The 14,755-nt window shown below is 43.5% G+C and carries 17 protein-coding genes; 8 read left to right on the top strand and 9 right to left on the bottom strand.

The window, feature by feature from the left end; all coding sequences use genetic code 11:
- Positions 1-43 precede the first annotated feature (43 nt).
- The 6 genes from CI959_RS13220 to CI959_RS13195 all read right to left on the bottom strand — a co-directional run bounded on the left by CI959_RS13220 (position 44) and on the right by CI959_RS13195 (position 4,183).
- Positions 44-880 carry a helix-turn-helix domain-containing protein gene (locus tag CI959_RS13220; RefSeq protein WP_008780174.1) on the bottom strand — a complete coding sequence of 279 codons (837 nt, stop codon included), beginning with the start codon at positions 878-880 and terminating at the stop codon, positions 44-46.
- A 119-nt stretch (positions 881-999) separates the two neighbouring features.
- Positions 1,000-1,470: a thioredoxin gene (trxA, locus tag CI959_RS13215; protein WP_008780173.1), complete on the bottom strand. Its 471-nt coding sequence runs from the start codon at positions 1,468-1,470 to the stop codon at positions 1,000-1,002.
- 220 nt (positions 1,471-1,690) lie between these two features.
- Positions 1,691-2,596, bottom strand: a complete 906-nt coding sequence (locus CI959_RS13210) for an outer membrane beta-barrel protein (RefSeq protein ID WP_008780172.1) — start codon at positions 2,594-2,596, stop codon at positions 1,691-1,693.
- A 21-nt stretch (positions 2,597-2,617) separates the two neighbouring features.
- Positions 2,618-3,082 carry a hypothetical protein gene (locus CI959_RS13205; protein ID WP_005854747.1) on the bottom strand — a complete coding sequence of 155 codons (465 nt, stop codon included), beginning with the start codon at positions 3,080-3,082 and terminating at the stop codon, positions 2,618-2,620.
- Between the two features lie 13 nt (positions 3,083-3,095).
- Positions 3,096-3,641: a hypothetical protein gene (locus CI959_RS13200; protein WP_057317175.1), complete on the bottom strand. Its 546-nt coding sequence runs from the start codon at positions 3,639-3,641 to the stop codon at positions 3,096-3,098.
- On the bottom strand, positions 3,632-4,183 hold the full coding sequence (locus CI959_RS13195; RefSeq protein ID WP_005854742.1) for an RNA polymerase sigma factor: 552 nt from the start codon (positions 4,181-4,183) through the stop codon (positions 3,632-3,634). Before CI959_RS13195 ends, CI959_RS13200 begins: the two co-directional genes overlap by 10 nt.
- Positions 4,184-4,252: 69 nt before the next feature.
- Between CI959_RS13195 and CI959_RS13190 the strand changes: the two genes are divergently transcribed.
- The 5 genes from CI959_RS13190 to CI959_RS13170 all read left to right on the top strand — a co-directional run bounded on the left by CI959_RS13190 (position 4,253) and on the right by CI959_RS13170 (position 8,140).
- Complete coding sequence (locus CI959_RS13190; protein ID WP_005854740.1) at positions 4,253-4,705, top strand: PepSY-like domain-containing protein; 453 nt, start codon at positions 4,253-4,255, stop codon at positions 4,703-4,705.
- A 77-nt stretch (positions 4,706-4,782) separates the two neighbouring features.
- Positions 4,783-5,463 carry a response regulator transcription factor gene (locus tag CI959_RS13185; protein ID WP_005854737.1) on the top strand — a complete coding sequence of 227 codons (681 nt, stop codon included), beginning with the start codon at positions 4,783-4,785 and terminating at the stop codon, positions 5,461-5,463.
- Between the two features lie 2 nt (positions 5,464-5,465).
- Positions 5,466-6,737: a HAMP domain-containing sensor histidine kinase gene (locus tag CI959_RS13180; protein ID WP_008780170.1), complete on the top strand. Its 1,272-nt coding sequence runs from the start codon at positions 5,466-5,468 to the stop codon at positions 6,735-6,737.
- A gap of 67 nt (positions 6,738-6,804) precedes the next feature.
- The gene (locus tag CI959_RS13175) at positions 6,805-7,248 is read left to right on the top strand and encodes a PepSY-like domain-containing protein (protein ID WP_005854734.1); all 444 of its coding nucleotides are present in this window, start codon (positions 6,805-6,807) and stop codon (positions 7,246-7,248) included.
- Positions 7,249-7,297: 49 nt separating this feature from the next.
- Positions 7,298-8,140 (top strand): PepSY-like domain-containing protein, encoded by an 843-nt coding sequence (locus CI959_RS13170; protein WP_008780169.1) that lies wholly within the window; start codon positions 7,298-7,300, stop codon positions 8,138-8,140.
- 119 nt (positions 8,141-8,259) lie between these two features.
- Here the strand turns inward: CI959_RS13170 and CI959_RS13165 are convergent, their stop codons facing one another.
- Genes CI959_RS13165 through truA form a run of 3 tightly spaced genes read right to left on the bottom strand, consistent with a single transcriptional unit; the run spans position 8,260 to position 10,559 of the window.
- The gene (locus CI959_RS13165; protein ID WP_008780168.1) at positions 8,260-8,889 is read right to left on the bottom strand and encodes a DUF3256 family protein; all 630 of its coding nucleotides are present in this window, start codon (positions 8,887-8,889) and stop codon (positions 8,260-8,262) included.
- An 11-nt stretch (positions 8,890-8,900) separates the two neighbouring features.
- The gene (locus CI959_RS13160; RefSeq protein ID WP_005854727.1) at positions 8,901-9,797 is read right to left on the bottom strand and encodes a DMT family transporter; all 897 of its coding nucleotides are present in this window, start codon (positions 9,795-9,797) and stop codon (positions 8,901-8,903) included.
- Between the two features lie 3 nt (positions 9,798-9,800).
- Positions 9,801-10,559 (bottom strand): tRNA pseudouridine(38-40) synthase TruA, encoded by a 759-nt coding sequence (gene truA / locus CI959_RS13155; protein WP_009275803.1) that lies wholly within the window; start codon positions 10,557-10,559, stop codon positions 9,801-9,803.
- 130 nt (positions 10,560-10,689) lie between these two features.
- Between truA and CI959_RS13150 the strand changes: the two genes are divergently transcribed.
- The 3 genes from CI959_RS13150 to CI959_RS13140 are packed head-to-tail and all read left to right on the top strand — an operon-like array spanning position 10,690 to position 14,667.
- The gene (locus CI959_RS13150; RefSeq protein WP_008780166.1) at positions 10,690-12,288 is read left to right on the top strand and encodes an aspartate:alanine exchanger family transporter; all 1,599 of its coding nucleotides are present in this window, start codon (positions 10,690-10,692) and stop codon (positions 12,286-12,288) included.
- Between the two features lie 27 nt (positions 12,289-12,315).
- Entirely contained in the window at positions 12,316-14,283 is a 1,968-nt protein-coding gene (locus CI959_RS13145) for an alpha-L-arabinofuranosidase C-terminal domain-containing protein (RefSeq protein WP_005854721.1), read from the top strand.
- Positions 14,284-14,304: 21 nt separating this feature from the next.
- A complete protein-coding gene (locus CI959_RS13140; protein ID WP_005854719.1) occupies positions 14,305-14,667 on the top strand; it encodes an MmcQ/YjbR family DNA-binding protein in 363 nt (120 codons plus the stop codon).
- The last annotated feature ends 88 nt before the right edge of the window (positions 14,668-14,755 follow it).

Here is a 14,755-nt window from a genome sequence, read left to right as displayed (position 1 = left end):
ACACCTATCCCGTAAATGGCGATTTTACCGGATGAGTTAGCAATTATTCCTGTTTCTCTCTTTTCCGGTACTCAGAGACGCTTTCTCCCGTCATTTTCTTGAAAAAACGGCTGAATGTGGCTTGATCCTCGAAGCCCAAGATCTCCGTGATTTCCTTCGCACTCTTCTGGCTATATAATAGCAATCGTTTGGCCTCAGCCTCAATTCGTTCATGAATGATCCGCAACGGGGAAGGTAATCCGCAAGTCGTAAAAAGATTGGATAAGGTTTTTGGGGAGCGATGCAGCATATTCGCATAATCTTGGACCATCTTCTTTTCTTTAAAATGGTTATCTACCAATACATAGAACTGGCGAACCATATCGAACGCCTTTTCCCGTTCCGGGCTTACCGAAAACTTCTCACGTGCGATCCGGGTGCACAAAATAATGAAACGTTTCAGTAAGATACGCAGCATCTCCTCTTGCAAATTATCCTTTATGGCGTACTCACTCGTTAGGCTGTCGGTGATATCGCGCAAAGAGGCAACTTGGGATTCGCTCAATTTCAATTGCATCACATTGGAAGTCCCGTTAAAAAGAAAACCATTACACGACACCTCATTGTCATGTCCGAAAATACAATAGAAGTTACTGTTAAACAGAAGGGTCAAGTACTCGCCATTGATCGCCTTGAACTCGATATGGTGCAAAGGAGTCAAGGGAATAATCTCACCTTTCACTAAGGTAGTCGGTACGTGATCGATCTCCAGTCGCAACGAACCGCTTTGTACCCAAATAAACTTGTAAAGCGTATTATCTTTCTGCAAAGCAAGGTTCGTGTGATACGAATCGGTCAACGCTATATTACCTCTTAAGCGAGTATTAAAAATATATTCCATAGATTTCTTCCGGATTTTAAGACGGATAAAGATAACAATATTATATAAACAAAAAGCGAAAGTTCACTTTATTCCCAGCAAACTTCCGCGTCACTAATCCCCAAAACACACTATACGAGTTATTTCGACTCTAATAAAATATCATCTACCAATTTCTTCAACTCATTCTTCGGCATAGCCCCTTGAACCATACTCGGTTCTTTCTTCATCGGTACAAACAATAAAGAAGGAATACTACGGATACCGAAAACACTCGCTAAATCCGCCTCTTTATCGACATTCACCTTATATACGTTGATTTTACCCTCGTACTCTTTGCTAATCTCATCCAAGATAGGAGACATCATCTTACAAGGGCCACACCAAGTGGCATAGAAATCGATAACCGCAGGTTTATCACCCTCGAACTTCCAAGCGTTCGGGTTTGTCTCAAAGTCATACACTTTCTTTACGAAATCTTCTTGTGTTAATTCTGTTACTGTCATTTTATTTTCTGTTTTATTGTTATTATTCTTATTTCCATTACTAGCGTTCGCCATTCCTACCAAAAGACTTGCGAACAATACGACACCTACCTTAATAAAACCCATCTTGAACCTCCTTTTTATTATTATTACTTTGTCTTCTATTTATATTGCAAAGTTCATCTTATTTCCACGATTAAGAAATGGCCATATCGCCGGATAAGTTTGCAATACTTCCCGATCACCATCAAAAAAGTATAAAATAAGTTCTTTCAAGATAAATGCCGAACCTTGCTAACAAGATCCGGCATATCGTACGTTCTTTATCTCGCAAAACCTCAACGACCTACAAATGCAACTGCAAGCCGATAGAAACCGGATGCACCTTCGGACCTTTCCCATTTTCAAAGAGGTCGATCGGTGAGTACTTAGCGTAAAGACCGATCCAATCCCAACCGGCTTGAAATAAGAAATCCATAGTTACCGGACGGATATTCATACCGGAATCCATTTTCTCCTTATGCTTCTTACCGGAAGCGTCATTATATACGATCTTCGAGGAAGAACAAGTCTTGATCACACCGACTACACCCGCAGACAAGAAGAATTCACTCGAACGCTTTTTAGGTTGCCATTCCAATAACAACGGAATGGTCAGACTCGTGATATTCAGCTTACTCGCTTTCAACGTAACACTCTCAGGAGCCGGACGTAAAGCCGTAACACCGTCTATCTCCTTGAAATACTCATTCGTATCTATCCGGTAACGGCTCCAACGCATACCGGCACCGATCACCACCGCCCAACGATACCGAGAGAACGGGAACGCTTTTTCCAATACATTCAAATTATATTCCAATGAGTTTCCACTACGAAGGGAGACTCCGTCTACATCATTTACATGTAAACTCCCATCCGCGAAGTTCGCGAAGCCCATTCCAAAACCGGCCCAATGCGGATTGAAGTCTTTATCCCAAGTAGGCACAGGGATATTGATAGACTTCACGTGTTTACGGCGTTCATAGCTTTGTCCGTCCCGGTAATGCCCTTCGAAGATCAACTCGTCGTCCACGGAATCACCATCCTCGTCTACCTCATACACCCTGACTTTCATGCGATCGCCATTATCTTTCACCTCGATACGTTTTCTCTCAAGGGTGATAATCGTATCCCCAGCCAAAGGCTCAACCTCAGCGGCCATCAACCCGATTACCGGGAAGCAAGCCATTAAGACTAAAAGTATTCTTTTCATCTTCCTATCTGTTTTGTTTGTTTATAAATCTTTCTTCGTAAATAATAGCGTGATTAAATCATCACTATCCAAATCTCCCTCAATGTACACCAAGGTTATTACCCCTTTCTTGCTGACCTTAAAAAGGACAAAACGGTTGATATCTGCTTCTACGCCCTTCAACTGGTAATAAGCGGAGACTACCCCTCCATCGTCCGTCACCTCTTTGATCTTCCGGGCCCCTTTCTGGTCCGCTTCCAGACATTGGCGGGTAAACCGCAGGGCTTCCGGATCATCTTTGATCGTAATACTCTTATAACGAGTCATGCCATACGTTTCCAACATCTCGTTAGACAACTCCACCATCGTGACATTACGTTTTTTGCCATATCGTTGAAAGACTTCCTGAATCTTCAAATCTTTCTGTGTCTCGGCAGCCGAGACACCACAAGGCATTAAGCAAAATACCGCCACCAGCAACCATAACATGTATTTGAACCGTCTCATATTTACAGTATTTTTATTCATTATCATCAAATAAAGAACGAAGCTCGTCCAATTGGTTATCTATAATCACACGATCGGCCTCATCAAGATCCACTTCCGGGAAGTACTCGTCCGTAGGAGTGGCCACCTCCTGCAAAGCTTCCAGCGCCATGGAGCGAACTTTATGAATATCCGTATAACAACGACCGTTTATAACGACATAATTATCCGAGCAGAAGCAAGAATCTACCGGATTCAACAGATGGTTAAGCCCCAAAAGCAGCAAGAAACTGGCGGCGATACCGGATACCAAATACAACACGGATCGTAAAGTAAATGTCTTCTTTTCCTCCACCTTTTCCGCATCCAGCATAAAAAGGATATCCTCATCAATCGGAATCAATGCCTCATCTGGCTGTCGTTCCTTCCGACTCTCTTCCTCCAAATAGGTAAACATAGGCGTATAGACCGCCAACCTGTCCGGAACATTCCCGGAAGTAAAGAAGGCTCGAAGTTCCCGCTCTTCTTCCGAAGAGGTTTCTCCTTCAAAATATCGGTTTAATAACTCGTCTATGTCCATTTCTCTTGTTTATTTAATTGTAAAAACTGTTCCCGTATCTTTTTCCGAGCCCTTGAGAGATTCACCCGGACATTCTCGACCGGTGTAGCCGTGATCTCCGCGATCTCGGCTAACTCATAGCCTTCTATATCCTTCATCCGGATAATGGTTTGCTGCAAAGTGGGCAACTGGGCGATCAAGCGCCGTATGCACTCGGCGGCATCCTTTTGCTCCAGTTGTTCGTCCGGGCTTACCGCTTCCGATATCAATGTAACGCTCTCCAACTCCGATCCCTGCGGCTTTCGCAACTTTATCTTATCCAATGAGAGATTTTTCGTAACCTGCATAGCCAGCGCCTCCACGCTATGGTAGGCATCCAGTTTTTCCCGGATATACCAAAGCTTTATGAATGCCTCTTGCACCACATCCTCAGCATCGGCTGCGTCCTCAACCAGTCTCCGGGAGAAATTCAACATCTTCTGCCGGAGAGGTAGTACGGTTATTTTAAACGTCTCAAGTTCCATTTCTATAATCAAGACGACAAAGGAAGAAAAACATATCATGGAAAATTAACTTATTTGGAAAAAACTTTGCCTGTCACCCGTTTGTTTGTAATAGAAAACTTAAACGTTATGAAACTAAAAGTATCATTTACAGCCATTTTATTCATGAGCTGCTGCTTATTCCTCACCGTAGGTTGCCAACAAAAGAAACAAGGTTTCGATGACAAATCGGTCTCTCAAGCGATTCAAAAGGTGATCCAGATAAAATATCCGGGGGCGACCATTACCGATTACGATAAAGATGCCGCAGGTGTAGAAGTCGACATCAAGGATAAAGGCGTTAAGAAAGAGGTTCTGCTCGGCAAAAATAACGAGTGGCTAAGTACGAAATTCGATATCCATGCCGAAGATGTTCCCGTAGACATCATGGATAACCTAACAAATTCGGCTTATCATGAATATAAGATAGATGAGGTGACACAAATAGACAAGCCTTCGGGAACATTTTACGTATTCAAACTAGAGCATGAGAACAATGAGGTTCGTCTCACGTTTAACTCAGAGGCCCAATTATTGAAGTAGAACGATACTGAATCTTTTCTTATTCCAGATTTTTATCAGAATATTTCAGTAGCTTTGTGTGATTAACAAGCTAGCCTATGAAAATTCTGGTAGTCGAAGATGAAAACGCACTGAGAGAAGTTATCGTTCGTTCTCTTGAAAAAGAACGATATGTGGTAGAGAGCGCTTCCTCTTTCCGGGAAGCTTCTCTTAAAATAAATGATTATGATTACGATTGTATCGTATTGGACATCATGCTTCCGGGAGGTAGCGGCCTTACCCTTTTGAAGGAATTAAGGGCCTTACGCAAGAAAGACAGTATCATCATTATCTCCGCAAAAGACTCTATCGAGGATAAAGTTACAGGATTAGATCTTGGGGCCGATGATTATCTGACCAAGCCTTTCCATCTGGCGGAATTGAACGCCCGCATCAAGAGCGTTATCCGCCGCAAGCAACAAGATGGGGAATTGCAACTGTCTTTAGCGAACCTAACGATATATCCCGATAAACATTCCGTCTATATAAACGGGAAAGAGATCGTATTGAACCGTAAGGAGTTCGATCTGCTCTACTATTTCATATCCAACCCCAACCGTTTGATCAGCAAAGCTACTTTAGCCGAGTCCGTCTGGGGAGATTATATAGACCAAGCCGATAATTTCGACTTCATCTATAGCCAAGTAAAAAACTTGCGAAAGAAATTAAAAGCCGCCGGAGCCATCCCCGAAATAAAGGCGGTCTATGGCTTCGGTTACAAAATGACCGACGAGGAATAAATATGAAGCTAATCCATTACACCCTCCGCAATTTATTTGTCCCCATATTGGTCATTTTCGCCGCTTGGGGATGTGTTTTCTGCCTTATGATTCTACATGAGGTAGAAGACGAGACAAATGACAGCCTTGAGAACTACAAAGAGATTATCATCCGCTCCGCCTTAGCGGACAGCACATTGCTGAAAGATCATGTGGATATCATGACCCGGTACTACATTCGTGAGGTTCCGGAAAGCGAAGCGAAACTAGATAAGGACGAGTTCTACGATACTACGGTATACATAGAGATAGAGCAAGAATACGAACCGGTTCGTGCCTTACGCACTTATTTCATGACAAAAGATCGTAAATTCTACGAACTGACGCTGGAGTTATCCACCTTAGAACAAGAAGATATGATCGAGACGATTATCTGGAGCATGGCCGTCTTATATATCGCATTGATAAGTTGCATCTTATTCGTGATCCATCGAGGATTCAAAAGAAGCTTTAAGCCTTTATATAAGCTATTAAGCTGGCTGAAAAGTTTTCAAGTAGGCAAATATAATCCTCCATTAAACAACCCTACACCCATCGAGGAATTTAAGATATTAAACGAGACCGTTCAAGAAAGCGTCAACCAGAGCGACAAGCTATACAACAAACAAAGACATTTCGTAGAGAATGCCGCCCACGAGTTACAAACTCCATTGGCCGTATGCATGAACAAATTAGAATTATTAAGCGAACATCCAGATTGCACAGAAGATCAACTGAAAGAGATCGCTGGCTTGCATCAAGCGTTGAACGGCATCATCCGGTTGAATAAATCCCTCCTATTACTTTCTCGGATAGATAACAAACAATTCCCCGAGACCCGGGATATTTGCCTAAATCATCTTATCCATAAGATATTAGAAGGAATTAATGACATATACGAAAGAAAAGCTCTCCACTTACGAGTTTCAGAAAAAGAGAGTTTGGTATGCACCATGAATGAATCGCTGGCCACTACGTTAATCACCAATCTCATTAAAAACGCCTATGTCCATAATTACGAGAAAGGGGATATAGGAATCACGATCTCTCGTCGTATGCTTACAATCGCAAATACGGGAATCGACAAAACCCTTGATAAGGAATTATTATTTGCCCGTTTTGCCAGCCAAAGCAAACAACAAGAATCGACGGGCCTTGGGTTGGCCATTGTCAAATCAATAGTCGATCTATATTCGATCCGGATAGATTACCAATACGCAAATGGCATGCATACATTCACATTATTATTCTATTAACGGCCGAAATTCCCAATTTTTTCCAAAATGCATCCTTTTCTTTGCGGTATAATAAAAAACAAGGCATATGAAAAGGATCAATTATTTACTGATAGTCTTATCATTATTATCTGTCATGGCTTGTGCCGGCAACGATAAGATCACGAGTGACACCAACATATTGCCGGTTTCCAGCCGCCAATTCATATCGGATCATTTTAAAGACATCCCAGTATCGCATATCCAAATAGAGAAAAATCTGATCCGGATTAGCAGTTACGACGTGATCCTCACGGACGGGACCAATGTTGAGTTTAACCATAAAGGAGAATGGAAAGAGATTAAACGGCATGGGCTCCCTATCCCGCCAGCGATCATTCCGGAGGTAATACAAGACCTTATCAAGAAAAACTATTCATCGAATAAGGTTGTTAAAATAGAAAAAGAGATACGGGATTATGAGATAAAGCTAGATAACGGTCTTGAGATGACATTCGACTTAAAAGGGAACTTGATTGATATCGATGACTAATAGACACTCTAAGATAAGTATTAATATATTTTTAATTAAAATCAATCGTATGAAAACAAAAGCATTCATAATGGCAACTTTGGTTTGCAGCTCATTCGTATTCATGTCATGTGATGACGATGATGACAAATTCACACCTGAGAGTATTGTAACAAAAGCCTTTGACACAAAATATCCGGATGCGCAACGTGTCAGTTGGGAGAACGAGGCAGGCTATGTCAAAGCAGAATTTTACACCGGTTCATATGAGGCTGAAGCGTGGTTTGATCCGCAAGGCAACTGGATGCTGACAGAGACCGATCTTCCTTACAACGCTTTGCCCCAAACCGTAAAAAACAGTTTCGAGGCAAGCCTATACGCTAAATGGAAGATAGACGATGTAGATATGCTAGAACGTCCGGACGCTGGTACCATTTACGTTCTCGACGTTGAAAATGGCGAGCAAGATGCAGACCTACATTATACGGAAGGTGGTATTCTCATCAAGGAAGTAACCGATGGTAACGGCGACAACGAGCATCGTCCCTCTGTTACCCCCAGCGCTATTAAGGAACTCATTTCAGAGATGTATCCGGGAGCGACAATCCTTGAGATAGATACGGAGACAAAAGGTACCGAGGTGGATATCCTTCATGAGAATATCCATAAGGAAGTTTGGCTGGATACCCAGAACAAATGGTTATATACGGAGTGGGAAATACGCTCTTCCCAAGTACCCGATATCGTGATGACCGCATTCAAGGCCTCCGCATATGCCTCTTATCAAATCGATGATATCCATGTCATTCAAAAAGCGGAAGGACTCTCTTATGAGTTCGAGCTGGAGCAAGGAGACCGAGATATAACAATTCTTTTTAATGAAGAAGGGATCTTAGTCTCTCCTACCCATTAAAAAAAGACTCTTTATCGCAGTACTACTGCAACCCACGTGCAGTATTGCCGCAACCGCCGTGCAGTAGTACCGCAAAAAAACCTCTTGAACTATATCGGAGTGGATGGATAAGGAAAGAATTACTGAAAATGATATTTCTGCCACGTATAGACTTTCGGTTCAATGAGATACGGCTCTATTTTCTCACGAGCCTCTTGGCTCAGATATTGAGGAGTCGTATAAATGGCAGTCAAAGTCTGATCATCCGGACTCAATCGATATTGAATTAAATCCATATCCAAATGTGAGGCGGCCTCTTGATAGGCTTCGTCTTTCTTATCTATTCCCTGCTTGATATACCAATCGGAAGTTGGCTGCGTGAATAAATCGGATGTTGCCAAAGGCTCCCAATTGGTCGTGAAAAACTCGATACGGCTATCCGGAACCGGGCCGTTTACCGTAGAGATCATACAAACCACGTAGGTATTGTTTACCAAGGGAAGTAATTTCATCTCTACCGTGCTACGCTCCGTAGTCTGTAGCAAAAGGTAATCGTTCGTTAGCTTTTGCAAGGTAGAAAAGCCATTCATCGTATTTTTCAGCCGGGATTCTTTTCCTGAAGTATAAAGATCCACCAAATCCTTTCGCCAAGCGTGCTCCAATTGAGGAATGTATTGGTCTGGCATTGCCGTGAACACACTTGTCATATCTTGTGCGTTCATTCCCAACGCAAAGACACAGATCAACAACGTAACTATAACTCGTCTCATTATCTAATTTTCTATTTTGTCCCCAAATATAGGAATATCATTCCTAACAACACAAGGAATAAGTCGATCGCCTTGTTCTTTAAGTTTTTTTCATGGAAGAAGATGGCTCCCGCCAAGAATGTCACCAATACGTTACTCCGACGTACCATCGATACGATCGAGATCATAGAATCCGGGAATGTCAAGGCATAAAAGTACACCCAATCCGCCACGCATAAGAATACGGAGATAAAGATGATATTCCATCGCCATTGGAAAGGCGTGCTCTTTTTCCGGTTCGGATACCATAGAAACAACAGGATAAATGACATGATAACACATTGATAGACATTAAACCAGACTTGTACCGTCATTACATCCATACTACGCATCAAATGCTTATCATACAATCCGCTCATCGCTCCGGTCAAGATAGACAGGACCGTGAAGAAGATCCATTTATTATGGGCAAAATGAATCCCCTCTTTCTTCCCCGATGAGGAAAGGAGATAAAAGGAAGCGATAGAAAGCAAGACTCCGACCCATTGAAATAGATTCAGCCGTTCCCCGAACAGAAGCATCGCACCCAGTAATGTAAGCACGGGCTGGCTGGCCTTGATCGGCCCGGTTATCGTCAGCGGCAAATGTTTCAAGGCAAAATACCCCGATATCCAAGAGGATAAGACGATCACCGCCTTTATCAATACCTTCAGATGGTCCTCCAAAGAGGCACGGGGTACATACACCATCGTCCCGTCCAAGCAATCCGTATAAAAAGAGAGCAAGATGAACGGGACGAAAATCAAACTGCTTATGAGCGTATTGAAGAATAAAACGGGAATAACGGCATTCCCATTTAACGACATTTTCTTATTGACCTCGTAACAACCTAACAAGAAGGCGGAGAGGAAGGCTAGAGCTAACCACATGGTTTAATCCTCCACTGGAAAGAGTTCTTCCGGGTACGTGACGTCTACCAAGAACAGGGCGTGTCCCGGCACGGAGGTTCCGGCCTTGCAACGATCCTTTGCCTCAATCACGTTTCGGAAGCCGTCTATCGTTAAACGTCCTCTTCCGACTTCCAATAAAGTACCAACGATCGCACGCACCATATTACGAAGGAAACGGTCTGCACGGATCGTAAACACCCAAATATCCCCTTCTTGCGTCCAACCCGCATGTTGGATATGGCAATTATTCGTCTTTACATCCGTATGCAACTTACTGAAACTCGTAAAATCGATATAATCGAATAAGACCTTACACGCCTCGTTCATCGCCTCGAAATCCAAACGACCGGGAAGCTTATAAACCAGCTCGTGATTAAACGGGTCTTTCTTTGTCGTAACATAATATTTATAGGTTCGCGAGGTAGCGTCGAAGCGGGCATGCGCCTCCGGTACGACCGGCACGATCTTATAAACGGCGATATCTTTGGGCAGGAGCCTATTCAATTTTTCCGCGAGGAATACCAAATCCCCGATCGGTTCCTCCCAATCAAAATGTGCGATCATCAAGTGGGCATGTACGCCGGCATCGGTACGGCCGGCCCCCACAATAGGCACGGGCGTACGCATCAAGATGGCCAAGGCCTCCTCTATAGATTGCTGCACCGTCATACCATTCGGCTGGATCTGCCAGCCCCGAAAATTCTTTCCGTTATATCCCAGATATATAAAATATCGTCTCACGCTTATGCTCTTTACTTTCTCTTTTCTAAAATATGGCACAAAGGTACAGAAATCCTGCCAAGCCGTTGCCCGAATGGGCTAAAAAGTTTAATTTTGCATCTTTAACAGCTTCACTTCAAAACTATCTGACATGTTTGAAACATTACTTCAGTCTTCTTATTTTGCCCTGTTTCTGATCATAGCGCTTGGATTCATGCTAGGCCGGATACAGATCAAAGGTCTTTCGCTAGATGTATCGGCAGTTATTTTCATCGCCCTGTTATTCGGTCATTTTGGGGTTATCATACCCAAGGAATTAGGGAATATGGGGTTGGTGTTATTCATCTTTACCATTGGTATCCAAGCGGGCCCCGGATTTTTCGACTCCTTCCGTTCCAAAGGCAAGACACTCATTATCCTGACGTTATTAATTGTCGGTTCGGCATGCTTGACAGGAATCTTATTCAAGTATATCTTGGATATCGATACCCCGAGTATCGTCGGTCTGATCGCCGGGGCATTGACGAGTACGCCCGGTTTGGCGGTAGCGATCGACTCCACGCAATCATCCGCAGCATCCATCGCCTATGGCATCGCTTATCCGTTCGGCGTAATCGGCGTGATCCTTTTCGTGAAACTATTGCCCAAAATGCTTCGCAAGGATTTGATAGCCGAGGCTAAAGCGCTGGAAGCCCAACGGAAAAGCCAATATCCTACATTACATACCGCCGCATTTAAAGTCACGAATAAAAACATCTGCGGAAAGAGTTTGGCACAATTGCAGGTACGGGCCATGACCGGAGCGGTAGTCTCCCGTATAAAACACGACAATGTCATATCTATGCCAACTCCCCATACCACGCTTAACGAGGGAGATTTACTGAAGGCCGTAGGTAACGACAAAGCCTTGGAGCAACTGACATTATTGTTGGGAGAACGTATCGAGGGAGATCTGCCGTTAAGTGGCGGACAGACCTTGCAATCCCTGTTACTGACCAATAAGAGCATTATCAATAAATCGCTAGGCCATTTAAATTTACAAGGAACTTTCGGTTGTACGGTAACCCGTGTACGTCGAAGCGGAATCGACCTTTCCCCGGAACCTAATTTGGTGTTGAAGTTTGGAGATAAGTTGATGGTCGCCGGCGAGAAAGAAAGCGTAAATGAACTCGCCCAATTCATTGGCAATGATGAGAAACGTCTTTCGGATACAGACTTTTTCCCGATCGCTATGGGTATCGTATTAGGCGTATTGTTTGGAAAATTAAATATATCCTTCTCGGATTCCTTCTCATTCTCTCCGGGACTAACCGGCGGTATCCTTATGGTTGCCTTGGTATTAAGCGCCATCGGAAAAACAGGTCCGATCATCTGGTCAATGTCCGGTTCCGCTAATAACCTGCTTCGCCAATTGGGATTATTGCTATTCCTCTCCGAGGTCGGGACATCCGCCGGTGTAAATCTGGTTTCCACTTTCCAATCAAGCGGTTTAACTTTATTCGGAGTCGGTATCGCTATAACAATGATCCCTATGATTATAGCCGTATTAGCTGGATATTATTTCTTTAAGATCAACATTCTCGATTTAGTCGGAACAATCGCCGGTGGTATGACCAGTACCCCGGGACTTGCCGCCGCAGATTCTATGACAGACAGCCCAGCCCCAAGCGTGGCTTATGCGACGGTTTATCCGATAGCGATGGTATTCCTGATCTTGTTTATACAGATGATAGCGAATTTGATTGTCTAAATCTTTATTTATTGAAAAACATAGAATATGAGAAGAAAGAACATGAAAAAAACCGCGGCTTTATTCCTCTTAAGTGTAGGTGTAAACTGCATGACCGCACAAGACATCGTTCCTGTCCATGAGTTTGACATCGATATACAGAAAGTAGGCTCGCCTATCCAGTCAACCATGTATGGAATCTTCTTCGAGGATATCAATTTCGGGGCAGATGGAGGATTGTATGCGGAGCTAATCAAGAACCGCTCCTTCGAGTTTGAGAATCCATGGGGAGGTTGGGAGCCTTTCGGCGATGTAAGTATAGCTGAGAAGAATCCCTGTTTCAACAAAAACCCCCATTACGCACACCTGACTTATACCGGGCAAATCACCGGAACCGGTCTGGAGAACGAAGGCTTCAAAGGTATCGGTATAAAGGCTGACGAAAATTACGACTTTTCCTTATATGCCCGTACCGAGACCAATAACCCGATCAAACTACGTATTGAATTAGTAAACAGGGATAACGATATTTATGAGACACAACACCTAGAGATAAAAGGAAAAGACTGGAAGAAATATTCCGTTATCTTGTCTCCCAAAGCTACCGAGGCTAAATCACGCCTACGCATCACGATGGAAACGGCAGGTACTTTGGATATGGAACATATCTCCCTTTTCCCGGAAAAAACATTCAACAATCGCACGAACGGCCTACGCCGCGATCTGGCACAAGCGTTGAAAGATCTAAAGCCGGGAATCTTTCGTTTCCCGGGTGGATGTATCGTTGAGGGTACAACCATCGCCACACGCTACCAATGGAAAAATACGGTAGGCCCCGTAGAGAACCGGCCTATCAATATCAGCCGATGGAATTATACATTTCCTCACAAGAAATTCCCGGATTATTATCAATCTTACGGTTTGGGATTCTTTGAGTATTTCCAATTAAGCGAAGATATCGGAGCCGAGCCCCTGCCTGTATTGAATTGCGGGCTGTCATGCCAGTTTGAGAATGAGGGTATGGACCAGCATGTGCCGGTAGATAAATTACAACCTTATATAGACGATGCCTTGGACTTAATCGAATTCGCCAATGGCCCGATTACCTCCCAATGGGGCAAAGTGCGTGCGGATATGGGGCATCCGGCTTCTTTTAATCTGAAATTTATCGCTATCGGCAACGAGCAATGGGGACCATTATATCCCGAACGCCTCGAACCATTCGTGAAAGCCATCCGAGCCAAATATCCGGAGATCAAAATCATCGGCAGTTCCGGTCCTGATTCGGAAGGAAAAGATTTCGAATATCTATGGCCGGAGATGAAACGCTTAAAAGTAGATCTGGTGGATGAACATTTCTATCGCTCACCGGAATGGTTCCTAAATAGTGCCAAACGATATGATTCGTATGATCGGCAAGGCCCCAAAGTGTTCGCCGGTGAATATGCTTGCCACCCGACTAACCGGGAGAATAGCTTCCTGACCGCATTATGCGAGGCTGCGTTTATGACCGGTCTTGAACGGAATGCCGACGTGGTGGAATTATGTACATACGCCCCTTTATTCGCACATGTCGATGCGTGGCAATGGCGTCCGGACTTAATCTGGTTCAACAACCTAAACATCGTGAAAACTCCTAACTACTATGTACAACAATTATACGGGCACAATGCCGGAACAAACGTATTGCCCCTGACGATGAACAAAGAAGCCGTTACCGGGCAAAGCGAGCTATTCGCCACAGCCGCCCTCGACAAAGGCACAAACGAGCTCATCATCAAAATCGTCAATACCGGCATCCAGAGCAAAAAGATCCAATTAAACCTAAACGGAATCTCATCCGGCAAGCATAAAGGAAAGTTGATGGTCTTACATGCCTCAGACTTAGAAGCGAAGAACACATTGGGTAAACCGGAAACAGTCATACCCATTGAATCAGCGGTGGAACTAGAGGCTCCCGCTACTGAAGTCTCCGTCCAACCATTGAGTTTCTTAGTCTATAGGATATCGCTATAATCTATCATACATACGAATGTTATGAATATTGAAGAGTTTAGGGAATATTGCCTTTCGTTGAATGGTGTTTATGAAAAAATGCCTTTCACGAATGTTCCTGATAAATACAGTCGGGACGTTCTTTGCTTTTATGTAGGAAGTAAATGGTTCTGCTTCGTAAATATCGAAGTATTTGATTTTTGCTGTATCAAATGTGACCCGAATGAATCGGGAGAGTTGCAAGCTCGATACTCTGGCATAACACCCGGTTGGCATATGAATAAAAAATACTGGATTAGTGTCTATTTTAATCAAGATGTACCCGACAACAAGATCAAAGAGCTTATAAAACAATCCTACGATATCGTATATCAATCTCTTCCTAAAAAGGAAAAAGGGATGTAGATTTTAGCGCAGTTACTCCGTTTATTTTCCATTTGAGAAGGACGTTTGAAAGATTATACGTACATTTGTGAATTCACCTAAACAGCTT

The sequence above is a fragment of the Parabacteroides sp. AT13 genome (assembly GCF_002272965.1).
In the GTDB taxonomy this organism is placed as follows: Bacteria; Bacteroidota; Bacteroidia; order Bacteroidales; family Tannerellaceae; genus Parabacteroides; species Parabacteroides distasonis.
The sequence above is the reverse complement of the archived record's forward strand: the minus strand, read 5'-3'. Positions and strand labels throughout refer to the sequence as shown.

What these genes read in the sequence shown, in the direction of transcription:
- CI959_RS13220 (WP_008780174.1), bottom strand. Translation starts at nt 880, where the DNA reads ATGGAATATATTTTTAATACTCGCTTAAGAGGTAATATAGCGTTGACC.
- trxA (WP_008780173.1), bottom strand. Translation starts at nt 1,470, where the DNA reads ATGGGTTTTATTAAGGTAGGTGTCGTATTGTTCGCAAGTCTTTTGGTA.
- CI959_RS13210 (WP_008780172.1), bottom strand. Translation starts at nt 2,596, where the DNA reads ATGAAAAGAATACTTTTAGTCTTAATGGCTTGCTTCCCGGTAATCGGG.
- CI959_RS13205 (WP_005854747.1), bottom strand. Translation starts at nt 3,082, where the DNA reads ATGAGACGGTTCAAATACATGTTATGGTTGCTGGTGGCGGTATTTTGC.
- CI959_RS13200 (WP_057317175.1), bottom strand. Translation starts at nt 3,641, where the DNA reads ATGGACATAGACGAGTTATTAAACCGATATTTTGAAGGAGAAACCTCT.
- CI959_RS13195 (WP_005854742.1), bottom strand. Translation starts at nt 4,183, where the DNA reads ATGATATGTTTTTCTTCCTTTGTCGTCTTGATTATAGAAATGGAACTT.
- CI959_RS13190 (WP_005854740.1), top strand. Translation starts at nt 4,253, where the DNA reads ATGAAACTAAAAGTATCATTTACAGCCATTTTATTCATGAGCTGCTGC.
- CI959_RS13185 (WP_005854737.1), top strand. Translation starts at nt 4,783, where the DNA reads ATGAAAATTCTGGTAGTCGAAGATGAAAACGCACTGAGAGAAGTTATC.
- CI959_RS13180 (WP_008780170.1), top strand. Translation starts at nt 5,466, where the DNA reads ATGAAGCTAATCCATTACACCCTCCGCAATTTATTTGTCCCCATATTG.
- CI959_RS13175 (WP_005854734.1), top strand. Translation starts at nt 6,805, where the DNA reads ATGAAAAGGATCAATTATTTACTGATAGTCTTATCATTATTATCTGTC.
- CI959_RS13170 (WP_008780169.1), top strand. Translation starts at nt 7,298, where the DNA reads ATGAAAACAAAAGCATTCATAATGGCAACTTTGGTTTGCAGCTCATTC.
- CI959_RS13165 (WP_008780168.1), bottom strand. Translation starts at nt 8,889, where the DNA reads ATGAGACGAGTTATAGTTACGTTGTTGATCTGTGTCTTTGCGTTGGGA.
- CI959_RS13160 (WP_005854727.1), bottom strand. Translation starts at nt 9,797, where the DNA reads ATGTGGTTAGCTCTAGCCTTCCTCTCCGCCTTCTTGTTAGGTTGTTAC.
- CI959_RS13150 (WP_008780166.1), top strand. Translation starts at nt 10,690, where the DNA reads ATGTTTGAAACATTACTTCAGTCTTCTTATTTTGCCCTGTTTCTGATC.
- CI959_RS13145 (WP_005854721.1), top strand. Translation starts at nt 12,316, where the DNA reads ATGAGAAGAAAGAACATGAAAAAAACCGCGGCTTTATTCCTCTTAAGT.
- CI959_RS13140 (WP_005854719.1), top strand. Translation starts at nt 14,305, where the DNA reads ATGAATATTGAAGAGTTTAGGGAATATTGCCTTTCGTTGAATGGTGTT.